Annotated in this window: 2 protein-coding genes; both read left to right on the top strand. The window is 74.5% G+C overall.

The features are described from left to right. Window positions 1–444 precede the first annotated feature (444 nt). A complete protein-coding gene (locus ACZ5Y0_RS25415) occupies window positions 445–9,174 on the top strand; it encodes an amino acid adenylation domain-containing protein (RefSeq protein ID WP_469130980.1) in 8,730 nt (2,909 codons plus the stop codon). Next, window positions 9,167–12,982: a type I polyketide synthase gene (locus ACZ5Y0_RS25410; RefSeq protein WP_469130979.1), complete on the top strand. Its 3,816-nt coding sequence runs from the start codon at window positions 9,167–9,169 to the stop codon at window positions 12,980–12,982. Before ACZ5Y0_RS25415 ends, ACZ5Y0_RS25410 begins: the two co-directional genes overlap by 8 nt. Window positions 12,983–13,004 lie beyond the last annotated feature (22 nt).

The following is a 13,004-nucleotide window of genomic DNA, read 5'->3' as shown; positions in this document are numbered from 1 at the left end:
TTCGTGTGTCCCCGGCCCTGGGAGCGGCCTGTCGCCGCCTGCTGTCCGCGGGAATCGAGGTCCCTCCGAGAGTGCACCGGGAAGCGCGGTGGAATCCATCCGAGAACCCGGTGCACAGCGAAGTCGCGTGTTTTCCCTAGAAGTTGTCCCGGGCCGCGGACTCCCTCGCACCCCGGTCATTAGGGAAACACCTGAATTGACGCTCGGTGGCCCGTCTCGGCTTGACCCCGTCGGGCCCGGTATCTCACCGTGAGTTCCTGTGAATCCGGGGCCGGGTGATGAGCATTCCCTGCCCTTGGTGTGCGACCTCCCATTTTCCCGCCCCTGTGGGCCGGCCCGGCGAGCACCCACGTGAGGGCGGCACGGAGCGGTGGCCGCACCCGTCCGATCCGGCCGGGCCTTCACCGTCCGGGACATTACGGCTTGTCACGTGAGGGTTGTGCTATGTCAGTGCAGGAGGACGAACGCCGACCGCTGTCCGGGGCCCAGGAGGGCCTCTGGTACGCCGGGCGGCTGGCACCGGACGGCGCCGCGTACAACACCGCGGAAGCGGTGGAGATTCACGGGCCCCTCGACACCGGCCTGTTCGAGGTCGCGCTGCGGCGTACCGTCGGTGAGGCCGACACCTTCGCCCTGCGTTTCGTCGACACCGACGACGGCCCTCGCTGCCGTCTGGCTCCGGACGCGGACGACTGGAGCCTGCACCGGGTCGACGTCAGCGGCGCCGAGGATCCCGAGGCCGCCGCGTGGGCATGCATCCGCACGGACCTCGCGACCCCCGTGGACACGGAGAAGGGCCCGCTGTTCTCACACACCCTGCTGACCCTGGCCCCCGACCGCCATATCTGGCTGCTGAGGGCCCATCACATCCTGCTCGACGGCTACAGCTACAAGCTCCTGGGCCGGCGCCTGGCGGAGACGTACAACGCGCTGGCCGAAGGGCGCGAGCCGGACCCCGCCGGTTTCGAGCCGGTGAGCCGGCTCCGGGCGGAGGAGGAGTCCTACCGCGGCTCCGAGCGGTACGTCCGCGACCGCGCCCACTGGGCGCAGCGCCTGGCCGGGCTGCCCGAGCCCGCCCGGCTCACCACCCGGACGGCCGCCCCCGCCGCCCCCTTCCTGCGCCGTACCGCCGAGTTGGAGCCCGCCGAGGCCGGAGCCCTCGACGCGGCCGCGGCACGTCTCGGCGTCTCGCGCACCGACCTGCTGGCCGCCGCCACCGCCGCGTACCTGCACCGGATGACCGGCGCGGGGGACCTGGTGCTCGGTCTGGCGACGATGAGCCGGCTCGGCAGCGCCGCCCTGCGCACCCCCGGCACCGCCTCCGACGTCCTTCCGCTGCGCGTGGCCGCAAGCGCGGACACGCCCGTCGCGGAGCTGGTGCGCGCCGTCGCGGAAGAACTGAGGGCCCTGCGCCGACACCAGCAGTACCGGGGCGAGTTCCTGCGCCGCGACCTGGGTCTGATGGGCACCGGACGCCGACTGTACGGGCCGGTCCTGAACATCGTCCCGTTCGACGAGTCCCCGGTCTTCGGCGGCCACCCCACCACCTGGCACCACCTGTCCGGCGGCGCCGTCGACGACCTGCAGATCAGCGTACGCCCCGGGGCGCGGCCCGGCGGGATGTGGCTGGCCCTCGACGCCAATCCGGCCCTGTACGAGGAGGACGAACTCGCCCTGCACCGCGACCGGTTCCTCACCGTGCTGCGCGAACTGGCCGACGTCGAGCCGGCCACGCCGCTGCGGGACCTCGACATCCTGCTGCCGGGCGAGCATCCCCGTGACACCCCCGTACGCACGTGTCCCGTCGAGCGGACCCTCACGGAACTGTTCGAGGAACAGGCGGCGTCCGTGCCCGAGCGGACCGCCGTCACCTGCGGGGACGCACACCTCACGTACGCCGAGCTGAACGCCGGGGCCAACCGACTGGCCCGGTTGCTGGCCGACCGCGGGGCGGGCCCGGGGCGCGTCGTGGCGCTGGCCCTGGAGCGCGGCCCCCGGCTGCTGCCGGCGCTGCTGGCCGTCCTCAAGACGGGAGCGGCCTACCTCCCCCTGGACCCCGGCCATCCGGCCGAGCGGCTGCGGCTGGTCGTCGAGGACGCGGCCCCTGTCGCCCTCGTCACCGAACACGCTCACGCCCACCTGGCAGGGGACTCGGTGCCCACCGTCCTCCTGGACGACCCCGAGGTCACGGCGGACCTCGGCCGCCGATCCGCCGCCGACCTCACCGACGCCGACCGGCACGGGCCGACGAGCCCGTCCGACACCGCGTACATCATCCACACCTCCGGCTCCACCGGCCGCCCCAAGGGGGTACCGGTGCCGCACGCCAACGTCGTCCGGCTGTTCGCGGCCGCGGCCCAGCACTTCGACTTCGACGCGGACGACGTGTGGACCTTGTTCCACTCCTACGCCTTCGACTTCTCGGTCTGGGAGATCTGGGGTGCCCTGCTGCACGGCGGTCGGGCCGTCGTCGTCCCGTACGCCGTGAGCCGCTCGCCGGGGGAGTTCCTGAAGCTGCTGCACCGCGAGGGGGTGACCGTCCTCAACCAGACGCCGTCCGCGTTCGAGCAGCTGATCGACGCCGACCTCGAGCGGGACGGCGACACGGGGGCGCTGCGTTACGTCGTCCTCGGCGGCGAGGCGCTGCGCCCGGCCCGGCTGCGCCCCTGGGCCGACCGGCACGGACTGGACCGCCCGGTGCTGGTGAACATGTACGGCATCACCGAGACCACCGTGCACGTCACCCACCACCGTGTCACCCGGGCCGACCTGGACGACCCGCGCCGCGGCAGCGTCATCGGCACCCCACTCGCCGACCTGCGCGTCCACCTGCTGGATCCCGCGGGGCGCCCGGTGCCGCCCGGCGCGACGGGGGAGATGTACGTCTCCGGCGGCGGCGTGGCCACCGGGTACCTGAACCGGCCCGAGCTGACCGCCGAACGCTTCCTCGACGACCCCTACGGCCCGCCCGGAACCCGTATGTACCGCTCGGGCGACCTGGCGCGGCGCCGCCCCGACGGCACCCTCGACTACCTCGGCCGGGCCGACGCTCAAGTCCAGCTGCGCGGCTTCCGCGTCGAACCGGGTGAGATCGAGGCCGTCCTCGCCGGCCACCCGCGCGTCGTCCGGGCCGCCGTCGTGGTCCGCCGGGCCGACAACGGCGCCCAACAGCTCGTCGCCTACACGGTGGCGACGGGTGACGGTCCGGCGAGCCCCGCCGAACTCCGCGCCCACGCCGCCGCCCACCTGCCCGAGCACATGGTCCCGGCCGCCTGTGTCCCGGTGGACACCCTGCCGCTCACCGCCAACGGAAAGCTCGACGTGCGGGCGCTGCCCGTCCCGGACTTCGCCGCCCAGGCATCCGGCACCCGCCCCCGGACGCCGCAACAAGCGGTCCTCTGCGCGCTGTTCGAAGACGTGTTGAAGCTGCCCCGGGACACCGTGGGCATCGACGTCAACTTCTTCGACCTCGGCGGCGACTCCCTGCTCGCCACCCGTCTGCTGGCCCGCCTGCGGCACGAGACGGGCACCGAGATCCCCATCACGGCCCTGTTCGAGACGCCGACACCGGCCGCCCTCGCCCACCGGCTCGCCGCGCGGTCCGAGGCCGCCCTGCCACGGCCCGCCCTCGGTGACGTCGTACGCCCCGAGCGCGTACCGCTGTCCTTCGCCCAGGAACGCATGTGGTTCCTCAACCGGCTCGACGACGGAGCGGCCACCTACAACATCCCGCTCCTCTTCGCGCCGGACGCCGGCCTCGACGCCGAGGCGCTGGAGCTGGCCCTCGGCGATCTGGCCGACCGCCACGAGAGCCTGCGGACAGTGGTCGCCGAGCACGACGGCGTGCCGTACCAGCGGATCGTGCCGCCCGGCGACCTGCGCCCGCAGCTGCGCCGCGTCGACTGCCCCGCCGCCGAGACGGCCGCCCATGTCACCACCGCACTGCGGCACCGCTTCGACCTGACCACGCAGAGCCCCCTCGCCGCCTGGCTGCTGGGTACCGGCACCGACCGGACCCTGCTGCTCGTGCTGCACCACAGCGCCGCCGACGGCTGGTCGCTGCGGCCCTTCGCCGACGACCTGAGCACCGCCTACGCGGCCCGCCGGGCCGGCCGGGCGCCCCAGTGGACCCCGCTGCCCGCGCAGTACGCCGACTACGCGCTGTGGCAGCGTGCGCTGCTGGCGCCCGAACCGGACGGCACGGGACGGCTGGAGCGGCTCACCGCCCACTGGCGCACCGCCCTGGCCGGGCTGCCCGAGGAGTGCACCCTGCCCGGCGACCGGCCGCGCCCGGCCGCGCCGCGCGGTGGCGGCGCGCACGTGGAGACCGTCGTGGACGCGACCGTGCACCGTGACCTGCTGAGCCTCGCCGACCGCGAGAACGCCAGCCTGTTCATGGTGTTGCACGCCGCCGTCAGCGCCCTGCTCACGCGCTGCGGCGCCGGCGAGGACATCGTCCTCGGCACCCCCGTCGCGGGCCGCACCGAGCCCGCCCTCGACCACCTCGTCGGCCTGATCGCCAACACCCTGGTCCTGCGGGCCGACACCTCCGGCGACCCCGCCTTCCGTGACCTCCTCGCCCGGCTGCGCGCGGCCGATCTGGCCGCCCTGGACCACCAGGACCTGCCCTTCGACCGGCTGGTGGAGGAACTCAACCCGACCCGCAAGGCCGGGCGGCACCCCCTGTTCCAGGTCATGCTGGCCCTCCAGAACAACGAACCCGCCGTACTCGAACTGGACGGCCGGCGGGCCGAGTTGCGGCCGACCGCCACCGGCACCGCCAAGTTCGACCTCTTCGTGGACGCACGGGAGCGCCACACTCCCGACGGTGCCCCCGACGGCCTCACGCTGCACGTCGAGTACGCCACGGACCTGTACGACGCCGGCACGGCCGAGAGGTTCGCCCTCGCCCTGCACGACGTCCTGCGCACGGTGAGCGCCGAGCCCGCGGTCCGCGTCGGGCGGCTGCCCGCGATGCCCGAGCGCACGCCGGCCCCGGCGGCGGCCGACACCGCGGTGCTGGAGGACGCGGCCCTGTCCGTGCCCGGTATCCGCGACGCCCGCGCCCTGGCCGGCGCCGACGACGGGCCCCCGCGTCTGTACGTGGTGCCCGGACGGGCGGACGCCCCGGAACGCGTCGAGGACGTCCTGGACCGCGCGGGACACGAGACGGTCCGCGTCACGGCGGTCAACGCGCTGCCCCTCCACGCCGACGGCACCCTCGACACCGAGGCGCTACGAGCCCTGCCCGCCGTCGACCGCACCGCGGCACGAGCCTGGCGGGAGCGGCTGGCCCGCGTCCCCGGCGTCACAGCCGTCGAGGTGGCGGTGGAGAACGCCTCCGAGGAACTGGGGCGCCGCCACGCCGGCCTGCCCGACCGCACGGCGGAACCCGCGCCGGCCGACAGCACCGCGAGCGCGACCTCGGTGTCCGCCGTCCCGGCGCTCAGCGAAGGGCCCGCACTGGCCGAGCCGTCCGTGTCCGGCTGGGCGCAGGCCCTGCTGCGCGCCGCCGAGACGGACCGGGGCGACATCGTCCACGTCCATGCCGACGGCAGCGAACACCGGCGCAGCTACGCCTCCCTCGTCCCGGAAGCCTCACGGGTCCTGGCCGGTCTGCGCCGGGCCGGCCTGCGCCCCGGCGACCAGGTCATCCTCCAGTGCGACGTGAGTGAGGACTTCCTCGCCGTGCTGTGGGGCTGCGTCCTCGGCGGCTTCGTGGCCGTCCCGCTGACCGTCCCCGTCTCCTACGACGCGGCGTCGGCGGCGCTCACGAAGCTGGAGGGCATCTGGCGGATGCTGGGCCGGCCCTGGATCGTGTGCTCCGCCGGCCGCGAGGCCGGGCTGCGTGACGTGGCCGCCCGGCAGGAATGGCCCGGGGTGCGGCTGACCACGGCCGACGCCCTGCGCGAGGCACCGGAGGACCGCGACTGGCACCCCGCCCAGCCGGACGACCTCATCCTGATGCTGATGACGTCCGGCAGCACGGGTCTGCCCAAGGCGGTGCGGCTGACCCACCGCAACGTGCTGACCCGCTCCGCCGCCACCGAGCAGATGAACGGGCTGGACGCCACCGACGTCACGCTGAACTGGATTCCGCTGGACCACGTCACCGGCGTGGTGATGTTCCACCTGCGGGACGTGTACCTGGGCTGCCGCCAGATCCACGCCCCGACGTCCTGGATCCTCCAGGACCCACTGCGTTGGATGGACCTGGCCGACCGGCACCGGGTCACCGTCACCTGGGCGCCCAACTTCGCCTTCGGACTCCTCGCCGAGGAATCCCACCGCTTCACGGACCGCGCCTGGGACCTGTCGCCGATGCGGCTGGTGATGAACGCCGGCGAGGTCGTCGTGGCGTCGGCCGCCCGCCGTTTCCTGCACACCCTCGAGCCCTTCGGCCTGCCGCAGGACGTGATGCACCCCGGCTGGGGCATGTCCGAGACCTGCTCGGTGGTCACCGACGCGGTCCTGCCCGGCCAACCCGATGACGACGAGGGCACCTTCGTCAGCTGCGGCCGTCCCTACCCGGGCTTCGCCATGCGGATCGTCGACGAGCAGGGCACCGTCCTCAAGGAGGGCGAGGCGGGCCGGTTCCAGGTGCGCGGCACCTCGGTGACCGGCGGATACCACGACAACCCGGGCGCCAACGCCGAGGCGTTCACCGAGGACGGCTGGTTCGACACCGGCGACCTGGCCTTCCTGCGTGACGGCGAGCTGTACATCACCGGCCGCGCCAAGGACGTCATCATCGTCAACGGCGTCAACCACTACAGCCACGAGATCGAAGCCTGCGTGGAGGAACTGCCGCACGTGGAACGCAGCTTCACCGCCGCCGTCGCGGTGCGCTCCGATCCCTCCTCGCCCACCGACGAACTGGCCCTCTTCTTCCACCTCACCCGGGGGATCGCCGCACAGGACACGGCCGCCTCCCTGCGGGAGATCGCCGGCAAGGTCACCCGGGAGATCGGCGTCAGCCCCGCCTTCCTCATCCCGGTCGAGCCGGACGCCGTCCCCAAGACCGAGATCGGCAAGATCCAGCGCACCAGACTGCGCAAGAACTTCGAGGCGGGCGCCTTCGACGACGAGGTCCGCAGGGCACAGCTGCTACTGGGAACCGCCGCCACCGTGCCCGACTGGTTCCTGCGTCCGGTGTGGCAGCCGGCGGAACGCCCCGGTCCACGCGCCACGCACGCCGGCCGGCACACCCTCGTGCTGACCGGCGGCGACCCCCGGATCCAGCGGCTCGCCGGCCGCGTCGCCGACGCCCTGCGGTCCGGCGGCGGCCTGTGCACGGTGGTCGGCGACGGGACGGCGTACGCCCGACTCGACGCCGCCCACTACCGCGTCCGGGCCGCCGAGGCAGACGACCACACCGAGCTGCTACGAGAGCTGGAGCGCGACCAGCGCCCGGTCGACGCCGTCCTGCACCTCGACGGGCTGCGCGACACCGGCTCGCCGGAGCAGGCGCCGTACGACACGACCGGTACGGAGCGGCTGCTCGCGCTCGCCCGCGCCCTCGCCGCCCGGCCCGGCCGACAGCGCCCCGTCGATCTGGTGCACGTGACGGCGGGTGCCCAGGCCGTGCTTCCCGACGACCGCCCCTGCCCGGCACGAACCATGGCCGGCGCCCTGATCAAGTCCCTGGGCGAAGAGTTCGGATGGCTGCGCGGGGCGCACCTCGACCTCGCGCCGGACGACGGCGAGGACCCGCTTCCCGTCCTGCTGGCCGAGGCGACGGTCGCCGGGGACGGGGCGGAGGTGGCGTACCGCGACGGACGTCGTCACGTGCGCCGTCTGGCAGCCCTGCCCGACACACCGCCGCGCGCCGAGGCGCCCGCGCGCGACGGCTTCACGCTGATCACCGGGGGACTGGGCGGCGTCGGCAGCGAGGTGGCGGCCCATCTGCTGCGCACCCCCGGTACGCGGCTGCTGATCGTGGGTCGCACCCCGCAGTCCGAACTGGACCTCCGAGAGCCCGGATCGGCGCGCGGGGAGGCCCTCCGGCGGCTGCGCGAACTGGGCGAGGTCCGCTACGCCCGCGCCGACGTCACCGACGACCGCCAGGTGCGGGCAGCGGTGGAGGCGGCCACCGCTGCCTGGGGGGTGCCGCTGGGCTCGGTGCTGCACCTGGCCGGGGCCCTCGTCGAGCGTCCCGTGGGCGACCTGGACATCGCCACCTGGCGCCGCGCGCTGGAGGCGAAGGTGCGCGGCGCGTGGACGCTGCACCGGCTCACCGAGGACCACCCGGTCGGCTCCTTCGTCACCTTCTCCTCGGTGAACGGATACTTCGGCGGTGCCATGAACGCCGCCTACGCCGCCGCCAACGCGTACCTGGACGCCCTCGCCCGGCATCGCCGAAGCCTCGGCCTGCCCGCGCAGTCCCTGGCCTGGAGCATGTGGCGCGAGCAGGGCATGAGCCGTGGCTACCGGCTCACCGCGCTCACCGAGGCCCGCGGCTACCGGCTGCTCGACGCCCCCGCCGCACTGCGCTCGTTCGACCTGGCCCGCGCCCTGGACGAGCCGCATCTGCTGATCGGTGCCGACCGCAGCGCTCCCTGGGTCCGCAGCCACGTCGTGGCCCCGGTCCGTGACGTGCGACGCCTGACCGCCCGCGTCGGCCTGGAGGACGGCACCGACCTGGGCGCCCTGTACCGGGCGGCGGCCGACAGTGCCGGCGTGGCCGGCCTGGGCGACGCCTGGACGCTGCGCTCGGCGGGCACCTCCGCACGCCGCGACCAGGCGGAGCCGGGGGAGGACCTGCGGCGGCTGGAGAGCCGGCTCGCCGAGGTGTGGTGCGGAGTGCTGGGCCGCGACCGGGTGGGCCGCGACGAGAACTTCTTCGACCTGGGCGGCAACTCACTGCTCCTCGTCACCGCCCAGAGCGCCGTCAACAGCGCCTTCGACGCCGACCTTTCCGTCGTGGACCTCTTCGCACACCCCACCGTGCGGGACCTGGCCCGCCACCTGTCGACGCGCCCCGGCACCAGGACGGTCGGGGAGCCCTCGCCCCAGCGCGAGCCCGCTCCACAGCGCACCGCCGACCCCGCGGCACGACGGTCCGCCGAGACCGCCCCCACCGGCCTTGACCGGGCCAAGGAACAAGCACAGCGGCAGCGTGCGGCCCGCGCGCGCCGTACCGCACGGCAGGGGAAGGACCGAGGCCATGCCTGACATCACCGAATCCCACGAGCCGGAGGTCCCCGCCGTCGCCGTCATCGGCATGGCGGGCCGCTTCCCAGGCGCCGACGACCTCGACACCTTCTGGGACAACCTCGCGGCCGGCCGGGAGTCCGTACGGCCCGTCACCGACGAGGAGTTCCTCGCCGCGGGCGGCGATCCGCGCGACCTCGACGACCCCTCGCTCGTCCGCATGGCCTCCGTCGTCGAGGGCATGGACCGCTTCGACTCCGGCTTCTTCGGCTACAGCCCCGCCGAGGCCGCGGTGGTCGATCCGCAGCAGCGGCTGCTGCTGGAGACGGCCTACCACGCCCTGGAGGACGCCGGCTGCCTCGGCGGCGACCGTACGCACGAGGCGTTCGGCGTGTACGCGGGCAGCGGCGACAGCCGCTACTACCCCGCCCACGTGTACCCGCGCCACGCCGGGCAGCCCGGCTCGGTCGCGCTCGTGCACGCGGCCACCGCCAACTCCCTCGGCACCCTCGCCACCCGCGTCTCCTACGAACTGGGCCTCACCGGTCCGAGCGTGTCGCTCCAGACGGCCTGCTCCACCGCTCTCGTCGCCGTGCATACCGCCTGCCAGGACCTGCTCGACCACCGCTGCGACACCGCGCTCGCCGCCGCCGTCTCCCTCAACCCCTCGGCCGCGCTGGGCTACCGGCACGTGCCCGACGGCCCTTTCTCACCCGACGGCCACTGCCGCGCCTTCGCCGCGGACGCCGCCGGCACCTCCTCCGGCGACGGCGTCGGAGCGGTCGTGCTCAAGCGCCTGGAGGACGCCCTCGCCGACGGCGACCGCATCCGGGCCGTCATCCGCGGCAGCGCCGTCAACAACGACGGCCGCCGCAAGGTCGGCTTCAGCGCGCCCAGTTCCGCCGGGCAGACCGAGGTCGTCCTCGCGGCGCAGGCCCAGGCGGAGATCGACGCCGGCACCATCGGCCTGATCGAGGCGCACGGCACCGCCACCAAGCTCGGCGACCCGATCGAAGTGTCCGCGCTCACCGAGGCGTTCCGGCAGAGCACGGAACGGACCGGGTTCTGCGCGCTCGGCTCGGTGAAGACGAACATCGGCCACCTGGGCGCGGCCGCCGGCATCGCCGGGCTCATCAAGGCGGTCCTGGCCCTGGAACACCGGCAGATCCCGCCGAGCCTGCACTTCGACCGGCCCAACCCGCTCATCGACTTCGCCTCCGGCCCCTTCCGCGTGCCCACCACCCTGGAGGACTGGCCCGCGGGCGACCACCCCCGTCGGGCCGCCGTCAGCGCCTTCGGCATCGGCGGCACCAACGCCCACGTCATCCTGGAGGAGGCCCCGCCCGTCGCCCCGGCCGCGCCCCGCGCGCCCGAGGACGGACGCCGCCTGGTGCTGCCGCTGTCCGCGCGGACCGCCGGCGCCCTGGGCGGCCAGGCCGACGCCCTCGCCCGACACCTGGAGCGGCGGCCCCGACTGCGCCTGGACGACGTCGCGCTGTCCCTGCGCACCGACCGGCCCGCGCTGCGCCACCGCCTCACCGTCACCGCGGCCACCCGAGAGGAGGCCCTCGACGCCCTGCGCACCGCCGCGCCGGGCACGCCCCGGCCGGTCGACGAACCCGCCCGAGTGGCGTTCCTGCTGCCGGGCGGCGGCACCCAGTACGCCGGCATGGGAGCGGAGCTCTACCGCGACCACGGCTTCTACCGCGACATCGTCGACGAGTGCGCCCGCATCCTGTGGCCCGCGCTCGGCGCCGACGTCCGCACCGCCCTGTTCGAGGAGCACCAGCCCGACGACACCGCCGCGTTCCTCGGCCTGGTGGTGACCGAGTACGCCCTGGCCCGCACCCTCGCCGAACAGGGCGTGCGCCCGGACGCGCTGATCGGCCACTCGCTCGGCGAGTACACGGCGGCCTGCCTGGCCGGGGTCATCGATCTCGAGGACATGCTGCCTCTGGTCACCGAACGCATCCGGCTCATCAGCTCCGCGGGCGGCGCGACCGTCGGCGTGGCCGCCCCGGCCGAGGACATCGGGCCGCTGCTCGACGACGAGCTGTCCCTGGCCGCGGCGAACGGTCCCAGCGCCTGCACCGTCGCAGGACACCTCGACGCCGTCGCCCGCCTCGAGGCCGAACTCGCCCGCCGTGGCGTCCCGTTCCGCCGCCTGCGCATCCCCGTCGCGGCCCACTCCCACGTCCTGGATCCGGTCCTGCCGACGTTCGAGACCCACCTGCGTCAGGTCACGTTGCGCCCGCCACGGATCCCGTACGTCACCAACGTCACCGGCACCTGGGTCACCGATGCCCAGGCCACCTCCGTGCGGCACTGGATCGACCACACCAGGAACACGGTGCGCTTCGCCGACGGCATCACCGCCCTGTGGGACCGCCTGCGCCCCGTGCTGGTGGAGATCGGGCCGGGGGACACCCTGACCAAGCTGGCCACCGGGCGGCTCTCCGACGAGGAGCCCGTGACGGTGACCACCATGCGGCACGCCAAGGCCGAGGCCTCCGACGGGTTCGTCCTCGCGGAAGCCCTGGGCCGACTGTGGAGCGCCGGCGTGGACTCCGCCCTCCCACCGGTGCCTGACACCGCCCGACGGGTCCCGCTGCCGCCCTACGCCTTCGAACGCCACCGCCACTGGATCGATGCCCCCGGCGCCCGCACGGACCCCGCCGCGCCCGACACCCCCGCCGGGACCGAAGAGGGCCCGGCGCTGGCCCCACGGCCCCGGCTGACCACGGAGCACGTGCCGCCGCGCTCCGACCGCGAACGGGCGGTCACCCGGCTGTGGGAGGAGACCCTCGGCATCGGCGGCATCGGCCTCCACGACAACTTCTTCGACCTGGGCGGCGACTCGATGCGCGCCGTGCTGCTGGCGGGCCGGCTCCGCCAGGCCGGAGTCCTCGACGTGTCGGCGGCCGACCTGCTGGCCGCGCCCACCGTGGCCGGAAGCCTCACCACGTCCGACGGACGGGACCAGGACACACGGGGGAGCGCCCCCACCGCCCTCGGCCCGCTGCTGCCGCTGCGCGCGGAGGGCACCGCCACCCCCCTGTTCTGCGTCCACCCCGGCGCGGGCGTGTCCTGGCGCTACACGGGCCTGCTGCCCCACCTCGGCGGCGACCAGCCCGTGTACGGCGTCCAGGCGGTCGGCCTGGACGGCACCCGGCCGCCCGTGCCGGACGCCGCCGCCATGGTCGACGCCTATCTGGACCTGGTTCGGGAGGTTCAGCCGCAAGGGCCGTACCGGCTGCTGGGCTGGTCCTACGGCGGCTTCGTCGCGCACGCCATGGCCTGCGCGCTCCAGGAGAGCGGCGAACGGGTCGAACTCCTCGCCATGCTCGACGCCCCGCAGCCGCACGGCACGACGTACGACCCCGAGGCGTCGGAACGGCAGGTGGCGGCTCTGCTGTCACGGGTGACCGGTCTGCCCGTCGAACCGGGGGTCGCGCCGCCGGACGTCGACACCGTCCTGGACCGTGTCGACGCCTGCCTCGCGGCCGACCCGTCGAGTTCGCCCGTCACCCGCGCCGAGGCGGCCGCCATCGCCGCCGTCATGCGCAACAACCTGCGCATCGCACCGCAGTTCGCCCCCGGCGTCTACCGCGGGGACGTGCTGTTCTTCAGCGCCGCCCAGGAGGATGCCACGGACTTCCCCACGGACCTGGCGGTGCTGCCCGGAAAGGCCGACAGCTGGCGGCCCCACGTCGACGGCACGCTCCACGACCACCAAGTGCCGTGCGGACACTACGAGATGACCGAGCCCGAGCCGATCGCCCGGATCGGCGCGGTGGTCGCCAAGGCCCTGCGCGGACTCCACGACTGAGCCGCCGGGCGGCGTCCGCCCC

The sequence above is a fragment of the Streptomyces sp. NPDC033216 genome (assembly GCF_055577115.1).
The sequence above is the reverse complement of the archived record's forward strand: the minus strand, read 5'-3'. Positions and strand labels throughout refer to the sequence as shown.